The organism is Kitasatospora humi, assembly GCF_020907985.1.
GTDB lineage: Bacteria > Actinomycetota > Actinomycetes > Streptomycetales > Streptomycetaceae > Kitasatospora > Kitasatospora humi.
Window position 1 is genome coordinate 30,598 of the sequence record NZ_JAJJPA010000046.1, and the last position, 19,626, is coordinate 50,223.

At 71.7% G+C, this 19,626-nt stretch carries 15 protein-coding genes; 3 read left to right on the forward strand and 12 right to left on the reverse strand.

Features of this window, described 5'->3' with window-relative positions; genetic code table 11:
* Window positions 1-33: 33 nt before the first annotated feature.
* The 11 genes from LN042_RS29735 to LN042_RS29785 all read right to left on the reverse strand — a co-directional run bounded on the left by LN042_RS29735 (window position 34) and on the right by LN042_RS29785 (window position 13,271).
* Window positions 34-1,326 carry a glutamate-5-semialdehyde dehydrogenase gene (locus LN042_RS29735; RefSeq protein ID WP_230054505.1) on the reverse strand — a complete coding sequence of 431 codons (1,293 nt, stop codon included), beginning with the start codon at window positions 1,324-1,326 and terminating at the stop codon, window positions 34-36.
* A gap of 64 nt (window positions 1,327-1,390) precedes the next feature.
* On the reverse strand, window positions 1,391-1,792 hold the full coding sequence (locus LN042_RS29740; protein WP_372495844.1) for a DUF8830 family protein: 402 nt from the start codon (window positions 1,790-1,792) through the stop codon (window positions 1,391-1,393).
* A 106-nt stretch (window positions 1,793-1,898) separates the two neighbouring features.
* Entirely contained in the window at window positions 1,899-3,035 is a 1,137-nt protein-coding gene (gene proB, locus LN042_RS29745) for a glutamate 5-kinase (protein WP_230054506.1), read from the reverse strand.
* A 111-nt stretch (window positions 3,036-3,146) separates the two neighbouring features.
* Window positions 3,147-4,619, reverse strand: coding sequence for a GTPase ObgE (gene obgE, locus LN042_RS29750; protein WP_230054507.1), 1,473 nt, complete (start codon window positions 4,617-4,619; stop codon window positions 3,147-3,149).
* A 102-nt stretch (window positions 4,620-4,721) separates the two neighbouring features.
* Complete coding sequence (rpmA, locus tag LN042_RS29755; protein WP_030058248.1) at window positions 4,722-4,979, reverse strand: 50S ribosomal protein L27; 258 nt, start codon at window positions 4,977-4,979, stop codon at window positions 4,722-4,724.
* 16 nt (window positions 4,980-4,995) lie between these two features.
* On the reverse strand, window positions 4,996-5,310 hold the full coding sequence (rplU, locus tag LN042_RS29760; protein WP_035849223.1) for a 50S ribosomal protein L21: 315 nt from the start codon (window positions 5,308-5,310) through the stop codon (window positions 4,996-4,998).
* Between the two features lie 231 nt (window positions 5,311-5,541).
* Window positions 5,542-8,838 carry an Rne/Rng family ribonuclease gene (locus LN042_RS29765; RefSeq protein WP_230054508.1) on the reverse strand — a complete coding sequence of 1,099 codons (3,297 nt, stop codon included), beginning with the start codon at window positions 8,836-8,838 and terminating at the stop codon, window positions 5,542-5,544.
* A 420-nt stretch (window positions 8,839-9,258) separates the two neighbouring features.
* The gene (locus tag LN042_RS29770) at window positions 9,259-10,062 is read right to left on the reverse strand and encodes a TIGR03936 family radical SAM-associated protein (RefSeq protein ID WP_230054509.1); all 804 of its coding nucleotides are present in this window, start codon (window positions 10,060-10,062) and stop codon (window positions 9,259-9,261) included.
* Between the two features lie 339 nt (window positions 10,063-10,401).
* Window positions 10,402-10,968, reverse strand: coding sequence for a GNAT family N-acetyltransferase (locus LN042_RS29775; protein WP_230054510.1), 567 nt, complete (start codon window positions 10,966-10,968; stop codon window positions 10,402-10,404).
* A 405-nt stretch (window positions 10,969-11,373) separates the two neighbouring features.
* Entirely contained in the window at window positions 11,374-12,057 is a 684-nt protein-coding gene (locus LN042_RS29780; RefSeq protein WP_230054511.1) for a response regulator, read from the reverse strand.
* Entirely contained in the window at window positions 12,054-13,271 is a 1,218-nt protein-coding gene (locus tag LN042_RS29785) for a sensor histidine kinase (RefSeq protein WP_230054512.1), read from the reverse strand. The genes LN042_RS29780 and LN042_RS29785 overlap by 4 nt, the downstream gene beginning before the upstream one ends.
* A gap of 143 nt (window positions 13,272-13,414) precedes the next feature.
* Here LN042_RS29785 and LN042_RS29790 point away from each other — a divergent pair, with 143 nt between their 5' ends.
* Together LN042_RS29790 and LN042_RS38120 are read left to right on the forward strand one after the other, a co-directional pair.
* Complete coding sequence (locus LN042_RS29790) at window positions 13,415-14,143, forward strand: ABC transporter ATP-binding protein (protein WP_230054513.1); 729 nt, start codon at window positions 13,415-13,417, stop codon at window positions 14,141-14,143.
* 921 nt (window positions 14,144-15,064) lie between these two features.
* Window positions 15,065-16,540, forward strand: coding sequence for an ABC transporter permease (locus LN042_RS38120; protein WP_372495843.1), 1,476 nt, complete (start codon window positions 15,065-15,067; stop codon window positions 16,538-16,540).
* Window positions 16,541-16,756: 216 nt separating this feature from the next.
* Here LN042_RS38120 and LN042_RS29805 read toward each other — a convergent pair whose 3' ends face one another.
* Window positions 16,757-17,218, reverse strand: a complete 462-nt coding sequence (locus LN042_RS29805) for a DUF4304 domain-containing protein (protein WP_230054515.1) — start codon at window positions 17,216-17,218, stop codon at window positions 16,757-16,759.
* Window positions 17,219-17,704: 486 nt separating this feature from the next.
* On the opposite strand from LN042_RS29805, the gene LN042_RS29810 reads away from it, so the two are divergent.
* Entirely contained in the window at window positions 17,705-19,393 is a 1,689-nt protein-coding gene (locus tag LN042_RS29810; RefSeq protein ID WP_230054516.1) for a recombinase family protein, read from the forward strand.
* Window positions 19,394-19,626: the final 233 nt, after the last annotated feature.

The following is a 19,626-nucleotide window of genomic DNA, read 5'->3' on the forward strand; positions in this document are numbered from 1 at the left end:
TCCCGGCACTTGGGCTTCGTCAAGAACCGCTGCTCAGCCGCCGGCGGTCTGCCGGGCCTCACCGCGGACGTGTCCGTCACCAGTGACGATGTACTTGGTCGAGGTCAGCTCCGGCAGCCCCATCGGCCCCCGGGCGTGCAGCTTCTGGGTGGAGATGCCGATCTCCGCGCCGAAGCCGAACTCACTCCCGTCGGTGAAGCGGGTGGAGGCGTTGACCGCGACGGTGGTCGAGTCCACCAGCTGGGTGAAGCGGCGGGCGGCCGCCTGCGAGGTGGTGACGATCGCCTCGGTGTGCCCGGAGGACCACTGCCGGATGTGCTCCACCGCCGCCTCCAGCGAGGGCACCACGGCGGCGGCCAGGTCCAGCGAGAGGTACTCGGCACCCCAGTCCTCGTCGGTGGCCGGGACCACGGTGGCGGGCGAGCCGGCGGCCAGTTTGAGCACCGCCTCGTCGCCGTGCACCGTCACCCCGGCCGCCGCCAGCGCGGCCAGCGCCAGCGGCAGGAACTCCTCGGCCACGTCCTGGTGCACCAGCAGGGTCTCGGCGGCGTTGCAGACGCTGACCCGCTGCGCCTTGGAGTTGAGCAGGATGCCGACCGCCATCGCCAGGTCGGTCTGGGCGTCCACGTACACGTGGCAGTTGCCGGTGCCGGTCTCGATCACCGGCACCGTGGAGCCCTCCACGACCGTCCTGATCAGCGAGGCGCCGCCGCGCGGGATCAGCACGTCCACCAGGCCGCGGGCCCGCATCAGCTCGGTCACCGAGTCCCGGCTCTCCCCCGGCACCAGCTGCACGGCGTCGGCCGGCAGTCCGGCCGCCTCGACGGCCTCGCGGACCACCGCGACCAGGGCGGTGTTGGAGCGGTAGGCGGAGGCCGAGCCGCGCAGCAGCACCGCGTTGCCCGACTTCAGGCAGAGCGCGGCGGCGTCCACGGTGACATTGGGCCGGGCCTCGTAGACGATGCCGACCACGCCCAACGGCACCCGGACCTGGCGCACGTCCAGCCCGTTCGGCAGGGTGTAGCCGCGCACCACCTCACCGACCGGGTCGGGCAGTCCGGCGACCTTGCGCACGTCCGCGGCGATCGCGGCGATCCGCTCCGCGGTCAGGGTGAGCCGGTCGACCACCGACTCGGCGGTGCCGGCCTGCCGGGCCCGGGCGACGTCCTCGGCGTTGGCGGCGGTGATCTCCGCGCCGCGCGCCACCAGCGCGTCGGCGATCGCCAGCAGCGCGGCGTCCTTGGCCGAACGCGGCAGCGGGGCGAGTGCGGCCGCGGCGGTCCGGGCGCGGCGCGCGGCGGCGAGGACGGGGCTGTCGATGCTCATGCCCGAAGCCTAACGACTGCCGCGCGGCCGCCCGGAAACCCTTCCACGCGTTGAGACGGCCGGGTCAGTACGGGTGCACCCCGCCGAGCTTCGGGGTGGGGTCACTGAAGCCCTCGGCGATCCGCTGGTGGTAGGTGGCCCGGTCGATCACCTCCAGGCCGACGATCTCCCAGGCCGGGAGTCTGGCACTGGTCCGGTGCTCGCCCCACAGGCGCAGCGCGATGGCGGCCGCGTCGTGCAGGTCGCGGGCCTCCTCCCAGTAGCGGATCTCCGCGTGGTCGGCGGCGTAGCGGGCGGTCAGGAAGAACGAGTGGTCGTGTGCCAACCGTTCCAGCCCGGCCTTCAGCTCGGCCAGCGGGGTCACCGCTCCGGCCAGACTCAGCACCACGTGCCACAGCCGCCCGGCCTCCGGTTGGTCCGGCACCTCGAGGTGCGGGTGCAGCTGCCGGACGATGCCGCCCGGCACCTTCGCACGCGCCTGGTCGCGCCTGAGTCTCACCGCGGCCTCCTGTTCGACACTGGTCCGGAACCGGACCGGCGCCGGCCCGGACGGGCCGTCAGCCGACGGACCGTCAGCCGCGCAGCACCACCAGGTCGTCCCGGTGGATGACCTCGCGCTCGTAGGCGGCGCCCAACTCCCGAGCGAGGTCCCGGGTCGACCGTCCGAGCAGGCGCGGCAGTTCCCTCGCATCAAAGTTGACCAGGCCACGGGCCACGATGTGGCCGTTTTCGGCAAGAAGGTCCACCGGATCACCGGCGGCGAAGTCTCCGTCCACCTTGGTCACCCCGGCCGGCAGCAGCGACTTGCCGCCCTCCACCACGGCCCGCACCGCGCCCTCGTCCAGGTGCAGCGCGCCGCGCGGGGTGCTGGCGTGGGCCAGCCAGAGCAGCCGGTCGGCGCTGCGCGAGCCGGTGCGGGTGAACAGGGTGCCGGTGGGGCGGCCGGCCAGCGCGTCGGCGGCGTGCCGGGCGGCGGTGAGCACCACCGGGATGCCGGCGCCGGTGGCGATCCGGGCCGCCTCCACCTTGGTCACCATGCCGCCGGTGCCGACGCCGGCCTTGCCGGCGCTGCCGATCTGCACGTCCGCCAGGTCCTGCGGGCCGTGCACCTCGGCGATCCGCCGGGTGCCGGGCCGGCTGGGGTCGCCGTCGTAGAGGCCGTCCACGTCGGACAGCAGGATCAGCAGGTCGGCCCGGACCAGGTGGGCGACCAGCGCGGCGAGCCGGTCGTTGTCGCCGAACTTGATCTCGGCGGTGGCCACCGTGTCGTTCTCGTTGACGACCGGCACCGCGCCCATCGCCAGCAGCTGGTCCAGGGTGCGGTAGGCGTTGCGGTAGTGCGCGCGGCGGCTGGCGTCCTCGGCGGTCAGCAGCACCTGGCCGACCCGGCGGCCGTACCGGGCGAACGAGGCGGTGTAGCGGGCCACCAGCAGGCCCTGGCCGACGCTGGCGGCGGCCTGCTGGCGGGCCAGGTCCTTGGGGCGCCCGTCCAGGCCGAGCGGCGCCAGGCCGGCCGCGATCGCCCCGGAGGAGACCAGCACGATCTCCGGGGCGTCCGGCTCGCCGAGGCGCCGGGCCAGCGCGTCCACCAGCGCGTCCACCCGGTCGGCGTCCAGGCCGCCGGCCGCGGTGGTGAGCGATGAGGAGCCGACCTTGACCACGATCCGACGGGCCGTCAGGACGTCCTGACGCAGTGCCTGCTCGCTCATCGCCCTACCTCGCTGCTGCTGATTCCGGCTCCGCTGTCCGCGGGCAATCTACGCGAAAACCCCAGCTGAGCCCCAAGCCTTTCAGGAGGTGGGACCCGTCGGACCAGGAGGCTAGTCCTCGTCGTCGTCGAGCTCGGCCGGACGGCCGGAGGAGAGCGCCTCGAAGGCGAGGTACTCGGCCTCGGCGGCGTCCCGGCCCTTCTGCCGCTCGCGGCGGCGGTCCACGGCCGGGCGCGGGCTCTCGAAGCGGTGGTCCTCGCCGCGTCGGCCCAGCATCTCGGCGCCGGCGGCCATGGTCGGCTCCCAGTCGAAGACCACGGCGTTCTCGTCGGGACCGATGATGACCGTGTCACCCTCGTGGGCGCCGACCTTCCACAGCTCCTCCTCGACACCGAGGCGGGCCAGCCGGTCGGCCAGGTAGCCGACCGCCTCGTCGTTGCTGAAGTCGGTCTGCCGCACCCAGCGCTCCGGCTTGACACCGCGCACCCGGTAGGCGCCGTCCTCCTCGGTGACGGTGAAGCCCGCGTCGTCCACCGCCGCCGGGCGCAGCACGATCCGGGTGGACTCCTGCGCCGGCTTGGCGGCGCGCGCCTCGGCGACGATCCCGGCCATCGCGAAGCTCAGCTCGCGCAGGCCCTTGCGGGAGGCGGCGGAGACCTCGAACACCCGGTAGCCGCGCTCCTCCAGGGAGGCCCGGGTCAGGTCGGCGATGTCCTGGCCGTCCGGCACGTCCACCTTGTTGAGCGCGACCAGCCGCGGCCGGTCGTCCAGGCCGCCGTACTGGGCCAGTTCGGCCTCGATGGTCTCCAGGTCGGAGAGCGGGTCGCGGCCCGGCTCCAGGGTGGCGCAGTCCAGCACGTGCACCAGGACGCTGCAGCGCTCCACGTGGCGCAGGAACTCCAGGCCCAGGCCCTTGCCCTGGCTGGCGCCCGGGATCAGGCCAGGCACGTCGGCGACGGTGTAGACGGTGTCGCCGGCGGTGACCACGCCCAGGTTGGGGATCAGGGTGGTGAACGGGTAGTCGGCGATCTTGGGCTTGGCGGCCGAGATCACCGAGATCAGCGAGGACTTCCCGGCGCTGGGGTAGCCCACCAGGGCCACGTCGGCGACCGACTTCAGCTCCATGACGATGTCCCGGACCTCGCCGGGCTCGCCGAGCAGCGCGAAGCCCGGGGCCTTGCGCCGGGCGGAGGCCAGTGCCGCGTTGCCCAGGCCGCCGCGGCCGCCGGCCGCGGCCACGAACGAGGTGCCGTGGCCGACCAGGTCGGCCAGCACGTTGCCCTTCCGGTCCAGCACCACGGTGCCGTCCGGCACCGGCAGCACCAGGTCCTCGCCGTTGGCGCCGGCCCGGTTGCCGCCCGCGCCCGGCTTGCCGTTGCCGGCCTTGCGGCTGCGCGAGTGGTGGTAGTCCAGCAGGGTGGTGATCTGGGTGTCCACCACCAGGGTGACGCTGCCACCCTCGCCGCCGTTGCCGCCGTCCGGCCCGCCGAGCGGCTTGAACTTCTCCCGGTGCACGGAGGCGCAGCCGTGGCCTCCGTTACCCGCGGCGACGTGCAGTTCGACGCGGTCCACGAAGGTGGTCATGAGCGGTGCCTCCAGTTGACGAACAGAGCTGTGGGAGAAACGCACGCAGGGTGGACCGGGGAACCCGATCCACCCTGCATGGGATCCAGCGGAAGTGCCGGATCAGGCCTCGACGGCCACGATGTTGACGACCTTGCGGCCGCGGCGGTTGCCGAACTGGACCGCACCGGCGGTCAGCGCGAACAGGGTGTCGTCGCCACCGCGACCGACGCCCGCGCCCGGGTGGAAGTGGGTGCCGCGCTGGCGGACCAGGATCTCGCCGGCGCTGACGACCTGGCCGCCGAAGCGCTTGACGCCGAGGCGCTGGGCGTTCGAGTCGCGACCGTTGCGGGTAGAGCTTGCGCCCTTCTTGTGTGCCATCTCGCTATCCCCTTACTTACTTCGCGGAGTCGATGCTCGTGATGCGGACGGCGGTGTGGCGCTGACGGTGACCCTGGCGCCGACGGTAGCCGGTCTTGTTCTTGTAGCGGAGGATCGTGATCTTCTCGCCCTTGGTGTGGTCGACGACCTCGGCGTGGACCTTCACACCGGCGAGGACCCACGGGTCGGAGGTGACGGCCTCACCGTCGACGACCAGGATGGTCGAGAGCTCCACCGAGTCACCCGGCTTGACGTCAACACGGTCGATCTCCAGCACGTCGCCCACGGCGACCTTGTGCTGGCGGCCGCCGGCGCGAACGATCGCGTACATGCGGTACCTGCTTTCCACTACTCGGTTCGGAACTCTCCGATGCCAGCCACCTGGGTACGGACACAGGGGCCTCCCCCGGCCTTCCGTCGGAAGGGCGGGAGGTGAGGTGCTCGGGAGCGTGGCGTAGACACGCCGAGGGTCAAGAATACGGACCAGCCGTCCCCGGGGCAAACCGGGCGCCGGACCGTCCGTCAGCCGGGGCGGGCAGCGGGCCCGCCCCGGTCACGGGCGTCACTCGGCCGCCGACTCACCTTCGGCGGCGGCCGCCTTCTTGGCCGCCGCGCCGGTCCGCTTGGTGGCGGTCTTGCGGGCGGTCGTCTTCTTCGCCGCCGCCGTCGTCTTCTTGGCGGCGGTGGTCTTCTTGGCGGCCGTCTTCTTGGCAGCGGTCTTGCGGGCGGCGCGCTTCTTCGGGGCCGGAGCCTCCTCGGCAGCGGCCTCCTCGGCCGGAACCTCGGCAGCCTGCGCCTCTTCGGCGGCCGGAGCCTCGGCCTCGGCGGCCGGTGCCGGCTCCTCGGTCAGCACCGGGGCGGCGGCCGCCAGGGCGGCCTCCACCACGGCCTCGGCCCGCGACTGCAGCACCACGATCTCGCCACTGGTCGGGGCACCGGCCGGTGCCGTGGCCTTGCGCACCGCGCGGCGGCGGGTGCGGCCGGCCGGCGCCGGGGTCGACGGGATCTCGACCAGGCTGGGCTGCTCGGCGGCGGCCTGCGCGGCCTGCTCCCGCCGCTCGGCGGCGGCCTCCTCGACCACGGGCGCCTCGGCCACGGCCGCGGGCTGCTCCTGCGGAGCCTCCTCGCGGACGACGACCTCCAGCTCCTCGTGCTCGTGCTCGTACGCCTCCTCCGCCGACGGCTCGACGACGGCAGCGGCCTCCTCGTGGCCGGCCCCGCCCTTGCCGCGCCGGCGGCGCTTGGCGGAGCCGGTCTCGCCCGCGGTGCCGACCGCGCCGCCACCGCCGCCGACCGAGGTCGGCTGCTCCATGTGCACGATCACGCCGCGGCCGTTGCAGTGCACGCACGCCTCGGAGAAGGACTCCAGCAGGCCCTGGCCGACCCGCTTGCGGGTCATCTGCACCAGGCCCAGCGAGGTGACCTCGGCCACCTGGTGCTTGGTCCGGTCCCGACCCAGGCACTCCAGGAGCCGGCGCAGCACCAGGTCGCGGTTGGACTCCAGCACCATGTCGATGAAGTCGATCACGATGATGCCGCCGAGGTCGCGCAGCCGCAGCTGACGGACGATCTCCTCGGCCGCCTCGATGTTGTTGCGGGTGACGGTCTCCTCGAGGTTGCCGCCCTGGCCGACGAACTTGCCGGTGTTGACGTCGATGACGACCATCGCCTCGGTCCGGTCGATCACCAGCGAACCGCCGCTGGGCAGCCAGACCTTGCGGTCCAGTGCCTTCATCAGCTGCTCGTCGATCCGGTAGGTGGCGAACACGTCCACGTCGCTGGTCCAGCGCTGCAGCCGCTCGGTGAGGTCCGGGGCCACCGAGCCGACGTAGTCGTGGATGGTGTTCCACGCCTCGGCGCCGGAGACGATGACCTTGGTGAAGTCCTCGTTGAAGATGTCGCGGACCACCCGGACGGTCATGTCCGGCTCGCCGTACAGCAAGGTCGGCGCGTTGCCGGAGGCCGCCTTCTTCTGGATCTCCTCCCACTGCGACTGCAGCCGCTGCACGTCGCGGGTGAGCTCCTCCTCGCTGGCGCCCTCGGCTGCGGTGCGCACGATCACGCCGGCGTCGTCCGGCACGATCTTCTTGAGGATCTGCTTCAGCCGGGCCCGCTCGTTCTCCGGAAGCTTGCGGCTGATGCCGGTCATCGAGCCCTCGGGCACGTACACCAGGTAGCGGCCGGGCAGCGAGATCTGGCTGGTCAGGCGGGCGCCCTTGTGGCCGATCGGGTCCTTGGAGACCTGGACCAGCACGGACTGGCCCGACTTCAGCACCGACTCGATCCGGCGCGGACCGCTGTGCCCGAGCTGACCGAAGTTCACCTCGCCGGCGTAGAGCACCGCGTTGCGGCCCTTGCCGATGTCGACGAAGGCGGCCTCCATCGACGGCAGCACGTTCTGGACCTTGCCCAGGTAGACGTTGCCGACGTACGAGGTGGCCTGCTCCTTGTTGACGTAGTGCTCGACCAGCACGCCGTCCTCCAGCACACCGATCTGGGTGCGCCGGCCGTTCTGCCGGACCACCATCACCCGCTCGACCGACTCCCGGCGTGCCAGGAACTCGGCCTCGGTGATGATCGGCACCCGGCGGCGGCCCAGCTCGCGGCCCTCGCGGCGGCGCTGCTTCTTGGCCTCCAGGCGGGTGGAGCCCTTGATCGACTGCACCTCGTCCGGGTCGAAGGCCGGCTCGGTGGAGCGGCGGCGCGGCTCGCGCACCTTCACGACCGTGCGGACACCGTCCTCGGTGGTCTCCACCGGCTCCGCGGCCTCACCGCTGCGGCGGCGACGGCGACGACGGCGACGCGACGAGGCCAGGCCACCGGCCAGGTCGTCGCCCTCCTCGTCCTCCGGCTCCTCGATCTCGGCCTCGGCCGACTCGGCGGCGGTCTCCTCGGCGACCGGAGCCTCGGCCTCGGTCTCCTCGGCCTCGCCACGGCGGCGGCGACGGCCACCCCGGCGGCGGCGGCGCGAGGACGGACGGTCCTCCTCCCAGCCGGCCTCCTGCTCGGGACCGGTGGTGGGCGCCTCCTCGGCGGCGGCGGGGGCCTCGACCGCCGGGGGCACCTCGCGGGGGGCGGCCTGGGGGCGGGCCTCGGCAGCCGGACGGGTCACCCGGACCGCGGAGCGGACCCGGCGACGGCGGCCGACGCCGCTGTACTCGTACTCGTCCTCGTCCTGGCGGGCGGCCTTCGGCTCGGCGGCGGGCTGCTGCGGAGCGGCCTTCGGCCCCGCGGGGGCAGCGGGCTCCTGGAAGACCGGAGCCTGGAAGACCGCGGTGGCCGGGCGGACGGCGCGGCGGCGGGTGCGGTGGTGCTCGGTGGCCGGCTGCTCGGGCTCGGCGGCAGGCTGCGGCGGGGCGGCCTCGGCAGCGGGGGCGGCCGCGGTCTCCTCGACGGCGGGCTCCTCGGCTTCGGGCTCCTCCTCGACGACGACCTCCACCACCGGCGCGGTGGTGGTCTGGGGCGCCTCGGCACGCTTGCGGGTACGACGGGCCCGGACCGGCTTCTCGGCGGCCACGGGCTCCTCGGCGGCGGCCTCGGGAGCCGGCTCGGCGACGACCGCGGGGGTCGGCTCGGCGGCGGCCTCGGGGGCGGCCGGCGAACCGGCGGGCGCCTCGGCACGCTTGCGGGTACGGCGCGCCCGGACCGGCTTCTCGGGGGCGGCCGGCTCGGCCGGCTCGGACTCGGCGGCGGGCGCCGGGGTTCCGGCCTCGACCGGGATCACGGTCTCGGCGGCCGGGGCCGCGCCCTGCGGGGCGCCGGCCGGGCGGGACACCGCGCGGCGGCGCCGGCGCGGCGGAGCGGCATCTCCGACCGGTTCGGCCGGGGTCTGCGCATCGGTGTTCTCGTTCTCAGGCATGCGGGTGGATCTCCCGTCAGGCCCCCGGGCTCCGCATCCGGGCACGGGCGCCGGTGGCCGGCCGCGGGCGCTCGGCGCCCGGGCCGACTCTCCACGGCGCCGACATGCGGACGCGAAGCCGCACAGGGGCTCGTAGTCTCGCTCGGCGCCCCGCACGGTGCGGGGTGTCGAAAGTCTTCTGGTCCGACCAGCGTTCTCAGGTTTTCCCAAGCTGCGCGGCCCCACAACCCAGGGTGGCTCCCGGGGCGGGCCCCGCCGACCCGAGGGCGGCGTGGTTCTCCTGGAGCCCGCCGACCCGGTGGCGGGTCGAGCGGTCACCGCAGGAGCGGCCAGTGCGCGACGACGCTCGCTCCCCTGGGGAGCCGCGGGGGCCCGGAGCGCGCGGGGCCGGTCGGTTAGTCCGGCCCCCGGCTCCGCCCGCTAGGCGGACGCTGCGGCCTGCGGCTCGACGGCCGCCTCCGATGGGACGGCCGGGGCCGCAGCGCGGTCGAGCGCCAGCGGGTCGGTCACCGTGCCGGTCTCCTCGTCGAGCGGCCCCTGCGCCAGCCTGGTCACCTCAGCGGGGACCGGCAGCGCCAGGTCGGCCGTCGCACGGAGACCGGACAAGACGTCGTCTGGTCGTACGGCGGGTGTGGCGTGTCGTACTACCAGGCGCAGTATCGCACAGGGTCGCCCGATACGAACATCGGAGGTGACGCCGACTTCCCCCGCCGGACCGACGCCTACCTGCGCCTGAACCAGTTCGAGCCCGGCCACGGCACCGCGCGCGTCGAAGACCCGCACACCATTCTTGGTCTTCCGTTCGACCTCGACGCTCTCCGCCCCGAGGAACAGCCCGACGGCCCGGTCGGCCGCCTCCTCGGAGACCTCCGGCAGCCGCAGCTCCCAGAGCGAGGCCTCCAGCCGCTCCACGAAGTTCGGAGTGCGGACCTCGACCGCGTCCACGATGTCCAGGCCGATCGGCAGCGACTCGTCCAGCTGTGCCCTGAGCAGTTCCGGGTCCCGGAACTCGGCAAGGCCGATCTCCAGGTACTCGGCCTCACTGGCCACCCCGGTCGGCGCGGCGTTCGCGTAGGAGACCTTGGGGTGCGGGGTGAAGCCTGCCGAATACGCCATGGGCACGGCCGAGCGGCGCAGCGCCCGCTCGAACGCACGCTGGAAGTCACGGTGGCTGGTGAAGCGCAGACGGCCCCGCTTCGTGTAGCGCAGGCGGATGCGCTGCACCGTCGGGGCGGGCGGCGGACCGTCTGGGGTGCGGCGTGCCAGGGTCGTTCAGTCCTTCGTGAGAAGCCTGGTCCCGGTCGGCCGGGCGTGGTTCGCCGCGACCGACCGGAACGTACGTCAATGTCAAAGGGTACGCGCTTGCCGACCCCCGGATCCGGGCCCACCCTTGCCCGCCCGCTGCCCGGCCCCCGTCGCCGAGCGTGTCAGCCCAGGTCAGCCCTGGTCGCCCCGGTCCGGGGGCAGGTGTCCAACTGCGGCGGGCGGCTGGACGCCCTCAGCGGCGGAGCGCGCCCCGGGCCGACCGGAAGACGCGCCGCATGAACCTCGCAGCCCCTTAACTCACCTTTGATCACTCAGAGTTGAATCCAGCACCCGCGAGGACCGCACTCCGAACCACTGCTCCGCGCCGAACTCCTCGAACCGCTCCACCTCGGTGAATCCCAGCTTCGCCGCGAGGCGCGTCGAGCGGTCGTTGGCGGTCTGGCTGCACAGCACCACCGGCTCGTCGGGATGCGCGCCGGCGAACCAGTCGAGTGCCGCCGCGCACGCCTCGGCGGCGTACCCGGATCCCCATGCCTCCGGCAGGAACAGGTAGCCGAGCTCGGCCTCCCCGGTCTCCGGGCGGACGTGCCCCGGACGCTCCGCGTCGCGCCGCTCGAGCGTGACTATGCCGATCATCGCTCCGTCCAGATCGACCACGAAGAAGCCGGGCCGCCGCCCGGGCACCTCGGGCACCGCGCGCTCGAGCTCGTCACGCGGTCGAGCGCCACCGACGTAGGCCCCCACCTCCGGCGAGGCGAACAGTTCGATGACCGCCGCCCGGTCCCGGGCCTCGGACTCGCGGAGCACGAGCCGCTCGGTCTTGATCGGAGCAGGTGGCCAGTCGACGCTTTCTAGTTGGGTCATGATCGGCAACTTATCCCACACTCGCCGGGCAGGAGCCTCAAACAACCGACAGCGATGGCGACTTCGGCCCTGCCGCCCCCTCCCCCGGATCACCCTTCCGAGCCCTCTCCCCGACCCCGGGGCCACCCAGCAGGGTGACCCGCCCGAAGGCGGGAGACCATGAAATACGTCACATGCCCCGCATGCGTCACACGCCCCGCGTGCGACGCCACTCAGCCACAAGCACGCCCGCCCCCAGCGGGCAAGGCTTCGGGGAGTGGCTGTCCCTCGCGCCGGCGCCCGAGGAGGCGCAGGTCCGTGACTGCCTCAACAACCTCGATTCGAATCCCGCTGCGGCCAAGTGGGTGTGCCGGCGCATCCGGAACACGGCGAACTCGGGGTCTCGATAGTCCTTCTCATCCTTCCCTACCGTCTACGCGGCACGAGTCCGGCCTCGAAGGCGATGATCGCCAAGTGGACGCGGTCCCGAGCTTCGAGCTTGGCGAACAGACGCGCGACATGCGTCTTCGCCGTCGCCGCGCTGATCACCAACCGCTCGGCTATCTCAGCGTTCGACAGTCCCTGCCCGACCAGTGCCAGCACCTCGCGCTCCCGGTCGGTGATCCCCGCGATGAGACTTGAGTCCGCGGCGGGCTCGGCATCCGGTTCGGGGGCCGCGGGGCCGGACGTTCCGGCGAAGTCCGCGATCAGCCGTCGGGTCACGCTCGGCGCGATCAACGCGTCGCCGGCCGCCACCACGCGGATCGCGTCCAGGATCGCGTCCAGGGCCATGCTCTTGAGCAGGAACCCGCTGGCCCCGGCGCGCAGTGCGCCGTAGACGTACTCGTCGTCGTCGAAGGTCGTCAGCACCAGCACCTTGGGCGGGTCCGGCTCGGCGGTCGCCTGCCGGGTCGCCTCTATCCCGTCCATGCCCGGCATCCGGATGTCCATCACCACGACGTCCGGCCGCAGCTCACGCACCAGGCGCACCGCCTCGCGGCCGTCGCCGGCCTCGCCGACCACCTCCAGGTCGTCGGTGTCGCCGATCAGGATCGCGAGCCCGACCAGCATCAGCGGCTGGTCATCGACCAGCAACACCCGCACGCTCATGCCGGGAGCCTCGCCGCCACCCGGAATCCGCCCTCCGGACGCCGGCCCGCGCTGAACTGGCCGGACAGCAAGGTCACCCGCTCGCGCATGCCGAGCAGGCCGAAGCCGCTCCCGCCGACCGCCGCCGGGGGCCTCGGACGGCCGGGCCCGCCGGGACCGTGGTCCCCGTCGTCCACCACCTCGATCGTCACTCCGGTCGGCTCGTAGCCGACCGCGACCCGGCACGTCCGCGCACCGGAATGCCGCACCACGTTCGTCACCGATTCCTGGACGATCCGGAACGCCGACAGCTCGATCTCCGGCGGCAGCGGACGCTGTTCGCCCTGCCAGGTCACCTGGACCCGCACCCCGGCGTCGGCCGTGCGTTCGGCGAGCCGCGGGACGTCCGCCAGGCTGGCGCCCGGCGTCAGCGGGGCGGCCTGCGGCATGGCGTCGTCGGGCTCGGCGCGGCGTAGCGCTCCGAGCATGCGCTGCAGCCCGAGCAGCGTCTCCCGGCTGGTGGTCTCGATGCCGGTCAACGCCTGCCGCGTCTGCTCGGGCCTGGTCTCCACGACCCGCGCCGCCGCTCCCGACAGCACCGTGATGATCCCGATGCTGTGCGCGACGCTGTCGTGCAGTTCGCGGGCGATCCGCAGCCGCTCGGCCATGACGGCGCGCGCCTCGGTCTGCTCGTGCAGGGCTTCGAGGTATTCACGGCGTTTGCGGTACACCCCGCCGACGAGCCACGCGACCGCGAACACGAACGCGAGCTGCCCGGCCCGCCGGGCCGCGTCGCCGACGGATTCCCCGTGGGCGACGAGGGTGAGCTCGGCGAACCTGGTCGCGACGGCCGCGACGGAGCCGACGGCGGCAGCCGCCGGCCGCCGGGCGGCGAGGTACCCGGCCAGGACCAGGAGCAGGAGGAGCACGATCCAGGGCCGCGCGCCGAAGAGGTTGCCGAGGGCTACTTCTTCGACCAGGACGGCTGCGAAGACCGCTGCGGGTAGCCGGCGCACCAGCAGGATCGGGAGGGCGAGCACGACGCACAGACCGATCATCTGGTCGGGCCCGATGTCGGGGAACCGCAACGGGCCGCTGTAGCGCCGGATCTGACTGAACGGCATCGACAAGAAGAGCATCAGCGCGTAGAAGCAGGTGGTGGCCAGCACCACGGCCTGTGCCGTCAGCCAGGCCACGGGTGCCGATGTCGAGAAACGCCGGAGCAGCTCTTCCATGCGGAGATCGTATGGATCGGTGCCGGCTCTGCGCGTCGTCCCGGGGGTGTACACGGGGTACGCCGCCGGGCCGACGGCCTGGGGGAGAGGTGACATCCGCCGGCCGACGCGGTGGATCATGGTCCGTTCCTAGGTTCAGGGCCATGACGAATGAGCCGATGATCGATCTCCGGGACGCCACGAAGAAATACGATGACGGCCCGCCCGCGCTGGCCGGGGTGACCTTGTCCGTGGCAGCCGGTGAGTGCGTGGCGATCCTCGGCCATTCCGGCAGTGGCAAGTCGACGCTGCTGAACCTGGTCGCGGGTCTGGACAGGCCGTCCAGCGGCACCGTGACCGTCAACGGAACCCGGGTCGACCAGCTCGGCGAGGCCGGCTCGGCGAGGTACCGGCGGGCTTCCATCGGCATGATCTTCCAGTTCTTCAACCTGCTCGACGACCTTACGGTGCTGGACAACGTGATGGTTCCGGCGCAGTTGGCCGGGATGGGCAAGAGCGAGGCGAAGCGGCGGGCGACCGAGTTGCTCACCTCGCTGGGCATCGACCGGCACGCCAAGGCCTACCCGCAGCGGCTGTCCGGCGGCCAGCGGCAGCGGGTGGCGGTGGCCAGGGCCCTGATGAACCGTCCGGCGCTGCTGCTGGCCGACGAGCCGACCGGCGCGCTCGACTCGCGCTCGGCCGAGGACGTGCGCCAACTGCTGCTGGAGCTGAACGCCGAGGGCCAAACCATCCTGCTGGTGACCCACGACATCCAACTGGCCGCGAACACCGCGCGACGCACGATCGAGCTGGTGGACGGTTCCGTGGCCCGGGACGTGCTCAACCCGGTCAGTGGCACCACCTCCACCAGCTCGGCGGGAGCGGTCCGATGAGCGCCCTGGGCAAGGTCGTGCGCTCCGGCGTCGGCCGGCGTCGTGTGCAGTCCCTCGTGATGGCCCTGACGACGTTCGCGGCCGTCACCTCCTCGGTGCTCTCGCTCGGTCTGCTGGTCGCCGTGCAGACTCCGTTCGAGCACGCCTTCAAGGCCCGCAACGGCGCGCACCTGTCGGTCCAGTTCGACGGCTCGAAGGCCACCGCCGCGCAGACCGCCGCCACCGCGCACGCCGCCGGCGTCACCGAGGCGTCCGGGCCGTACCCGGTGACCGCCGCCCTGGACACGATCCACGGCACGGACTGCACCGCGACCATCGCCCCGGGCATGCCGATGGCCGGTAGCACCAACGGGCCGGTCGTCGTCGCCACCCGGCCCGACCTGGCCGGCACGTCCGGTCTGGACCAGCTGGTGCTGGTCCAGGGCAGGTGGCCGACCAGCGCGAACGAGATCGTCCTGTCCTCATGGGACCGTCTGTGCGCAGGCGGTTCGGTGGTGTTCGACTCGCTGCCGGGCAAGCCCTCGTTCAAGGTCGTCGGCCAAGCGAACTCGCTGACCGGCACCGCGACCGGCTTCCTCACCGCCGACGGCTTCGCGCGGCTGACCGCCGCCGGCGCCAAGACCGACGAGCAGATGCTCTACCGCTTCGCCAAGTCCGGGACCGAGACCGACCTCGCCACGGACAAGCAGGCGATCATCGCCGCCGCGCCGGCCGGCTCGGTCGAGAGCGGACAGTCCTACCTGGCCGCGGAGAAGCAGGCCGTCGGCACCGCGAAGTCCTTCGTGCCGTTCCTGGTCGTCTTCGGCGTCCTCGGCCTGTTCCTGTCGGTGCTGATCATCACGATCGTGGTCAGCGGCGCGGTGGTCTCGGGAATCCGGCGCATCGGGATCCTCAAGTCGCTCGGCTTCACCCCCTTGGCAGGTGGCCCGCGCCTACGCCGCACAAGCCCTGATCCCGGCGGCGATCGGCGTGCTGGGCGGCACACTGGCCGGCAACCTGCTGGCCGTTCCGGTCCTGAACGATGCCAGCAAGGATCTCGGTGCCGCCGGCACCAACCTGCCGGTGTGGGTCAGCCTCGTCGTGCCGATCGGCACCTTGCTCATCGTCGGGGTCACCGCGCTCATCCCGGCCCTTAGGGCCGGCCGGATGCCGGCGGTGCAGACCCTGGTCGTCGGCCGCGCCCCCAAGGCCAAGCGCGGCCAAAGCGCGCAGCGCCTGGCAAGCAAGCTGCCGCTGCCCCGGCCGATGTCGCTGGGACTGGCCCAGCCGTTCGCCAAGCCGGCCCGGGCCGCGCTGGTCGGCGCCGCGGTGCTGTTCGGCGCGGTCAGCGTCACCTTCGCGGTGGGGTTGGAGACCACGTTCACCAAGTACCAGGACACGGGCAACTCCGGCCTCAACGCCGCGTCGATGCTCGTGGTGCCCGCCGGCACACCCGTCGGTTTCCACTCCTCCGGCGGCCCTGCCAGCCCCCACTTGGACTCCACCAAGGTGGCCGCCGCGCTCGCCTCGGTCCCGGGCACGAAGGCCGCGTTCGGCTGGGGCAACAGCGGCGCGACCGTGATCGGCGCGTCGCCTGGGGACCATACGCTGGTGGACACCACCACCGGCGACCTGTCCTGGACCAACCTGGGGCTGCTGCACGGCCGTTGGTACCAGAACCCCGGCGAAGCCGTGATCAACGACCACCTGGCCTCGACGGCCGGGATGCAGGTCGGCGACACCGTCACCGTGGCCCAGGACAACAAGCGACTGCCGCTCCGGATCGTCGGCATCGACTTCGATGCCAGCGGAAACGGGGTCGTGATGACCGACAATGCCACGTTCACCACCGCCGGTCTGACGCCGTACATCACCCAGTTCAACGTCAAGCTCGCCGACAACGCCAGCCGCGCGGACTGGTCCGCCTCGGCCACTGCCGCGCTGACCCCACTGCACGCCGCGGTTACCCCGAACATCAGGTACCCGAGCCTCACGGTGCTCACCATGAGCGCCCTGGTGGCCACCCTCACCCTGATGATGATCGCGGTTGCCGCGCTCGGCGTGCTGAACACCGTGGTGCAGGACACCCGGGAACGGATCCACGACCTGGGGGTCTTCAAGGCCCTCGGAATGACGCCCAAGCAGACCATCGCGATGGTGCTGACCTCGGTGAGCCTCACCGGCCTGATCGCCGGGCTGTTCGGGGCCCCGATCGGGATGGCGGTGGAGAACGTGACGCTGAGCCGGATGGGGAGCGCGATCGGCAGGAACCTGCCGCCGAGCGTGACCCACGTCTACACCCCCGGGATACTGCTCCCGCTGCTGGCCGGCGGGATCGCGATCGCCCTGCTCGGCGCCCTGCTGCCGGCCGGCTGGGCGGCGCGCTCCCGGACCGCCACCGCGCTGCGGACCGAGTAGCACCGGTCGCTCGTAGCACTGAGCGCATCCGGGCGCACAAGTTCAAGGCTCGACACATAGACAGCACGGCGCCACCGGGCGCAGCACAGCCCGCCGAGGGCTGCCTCTACGTATGCTCGGCAGTTTCGTGCGCGGCACCAGCGCGGATGACGCGCTGATGCCGCGCACGGCTCGCCCCACCATGAGGGCCGGCCCCGGGATCGTTCAGCGCGCCACTCACACATGGCCGAGCCGATGCCGAATCTCGGGCATGGCGTAGTCCGAGATCGAGGCGACGACGCCGTTGGCCGCCCTGATGACCCGATCGACCGGTTGCGCGGCTGAGATGTGCCACCAGGTGTCCTGGCGGGCGGCCAGCAGATGGCCGATCCGCACCGGCGAGAACTGCGGGCCGTAGTGGGTGGACGGGTTCGGTTGGGCGGGCAGCCCGGGATGCTCCGCCTGATGGGCCCCCCACGCCTGTCGGTCGATCACCGAGATGTTGATCGTGAACTTCAGCGAGCTCGCCGAGTTGGAGCGGGACGACTGGAAGCCCAACTGCACCCAGGCTCGGGGATCCGGGAGTTCGAAGCGCTGGCCGGAGCCCTTCCAGCCGAGCTCCCGGAGCCGCGGGGCGACTCTGTCACGCATCATCGTGCGGTACAGCTCCTGTGCTGTCGCCGCATGCGGATCAGCCATCGACCTTGATCCCTCCAACTGGCCAGAAACGCTGGCGCCCCGCAGGCCACCGCAGCCAACATGGCGGCTCTGCTGCCAGAGTTCTCGGCAAAGCAAGGTCCCTCCCCGTGTCAGCCGGGGAGGGACCAAAGGTTCACCAGGTGACCACACTCAGACCCACTCGAACTCGCTGACGACTCCATCGGCCTGGCGCGGCGCCGGCAGAGGCGTCCTCACCACCCCCGCCGACCGATCACCCGCACGGGCACCCCCGCCGACGCCGAGCTCACCCAGAAGAGTGTCCCGCTCGGCGTCGGAGAGGCGGTGAAGTGCGTCACACGGATCGTGCAGGACATCACTCACCCACAGGCGCCTTTCGCCTGGTCAGCCCCCGTGTTCACCACCGTCAGCGGCAGCAGCTTCTTGCCCGTCGGGCCGATCTCTGGATCTGCGTGTCCATCTGCGGGCATATCGACACGGCCCAAAACTCATCCTTACCCTCTGTGCATGGGCAATCGCAGGGGGCGGGCGCGCTCCGCAGCAGCACGCGAGCAGTACTCCGTAGAGGCCGAGTGGACCCAGGCCGATCTGAAGCTCCTGGCCGAGCTGAAGGCCGCCGAGGCCCTGTTGCCGGATGACGCGCCGCGGGCGCTGCTCTCGGTCCGGCTGTCCGTTCTTACTGAAGACACGACCTCACCCGTCCGCCAGGAACTCGACCTGAGGATGCTGGCCAGGGAGATCGGCTACCGGGTCGTCGGCGTGGCGAGCGATCTCAACGTGTCCGCCACGAAGGTCCCGCCCTGGAAGCGGAAGCAGCTGGGTGACTGGCTGAACAATCGGGTGCCCGAGTTCGACGTCCTCATGTTCTGGAAGATGGACCGCTTCATCCGGCGACTCTCGGACCTCAGCACCATGATCGACTGGTGCCTGAAGTACGGGAAGAACCTCATCTCCAAGAACGACCCGATCGACCTCACCACCACCATCGGGAAGATCCTGGTCACCGTGATCGGTGGCTTGGCTGAGATCGAGGCCAGCAACACCAGCACCCGCGTCACCAATCTCTGGGACTACACCAAGACCCAGGGCGATTGGCTGGTTGGCAAGCCGACCTACGGCTACAGGACCGACGAAGACGAGGCCGGGCATGTAGTCCTCTCTATTGATGAGGATGCCCGGAGAGCACTCCACTGGTGCAGGGGCGCGGCCCTACGCGGCGTACCAGCCAGCCGGATGGCCGCGGTACTCAAGCGCGCCGGCCTGTGCGGGCCCGGGCTGACCACCAGCACGCTGCTGAGGCGGCTCAGGAATCCGGCTCTGCTCGGCTACCGGGTGGAAGAGGACAAGAGCACCGGTGCCCGCCGCTCGAAGCTCATCCTGGGCCTGGACGGCAAGCCGATCCGGGTCGCTCCCCCGATCTTCACTCAGGAGGAGTTCGATTCTCTGCAGGCCGCCCTGGATCGGCGGTCCATCAACCAGCCGACACGCCAGCCAGGCGGCGCCACGAAGTTCCTCGGAGTACTCACCTGCGTCGACTGCAAGAGCAACATGCTGGTTCAGAGGACTACCAAGATCATCCCAGCTCAGCGCTCGGCGGCCGATGGGGCTTCGGAGGCCGAGGCTGCAACAGAGGGAGCCACCGAGCAGGTCCGGAAGTACATCTACCTGCGCTGCCAAAAGTGCAAGGGCGGCGGTCAGGGCGCACCCAACCCTGACGTCATCTACGCCAAGCTCGTGCTCGACGTTCTGTCGGTGCTGGGGGACGAGCCGGTGCAGATCAGGTCGTACGCGCAGGGGGCGGAGGCCCGCAAGGAGCAGAAACGCCTTGAGGAAGCGATCACCTACTACATGGAGGGGCTTGCTCCCGGCGGCCGATTCACCAAGACGCGCTTCACTCGGGATCAGGCCCAGGAGACCATGGACAAGCTCATCGCCGACCTTGAAGCCATCGACCCCGAAACGACCAAGGACCGCTGGGTGAACGTCCACGACGGACAGACCTTCCGCGACCGCTGGGACGCCGGCGGCATGGAGGCCATGGCGGCAGATCTGCTCAGGGTCGGCATCAAGTGCGAGGTCACCCGAACGAAGGTTCCGAGGCAGCGCGCCCCCCGGGTCCATCTGAAGCTGCTGATCCCCAAGGACGTCAGGCAGCGTCTGGTGATCAAGGAAGATGACTTCGAGAAGCCCCTATGACGAAATGTCCCCCGGCAACTGTCGGGGGACATTTTCATAGTGCTTCGGGCTCGTATGGTTCTTCGTTCCCATCGTCATCAACGATGACGATCTCACTGTCAATCACGAGCGGTCGACCGGCCGAGTCTCGTAGGTCAAGGCTGTTCAGTTCGGTGCCAAGAGCCATGGTCATCGCGCCCCCTCTCATCCCGCGCCGCGTCCCGGTTCATGGCTAGGTCTTCGGCGATCCCGGC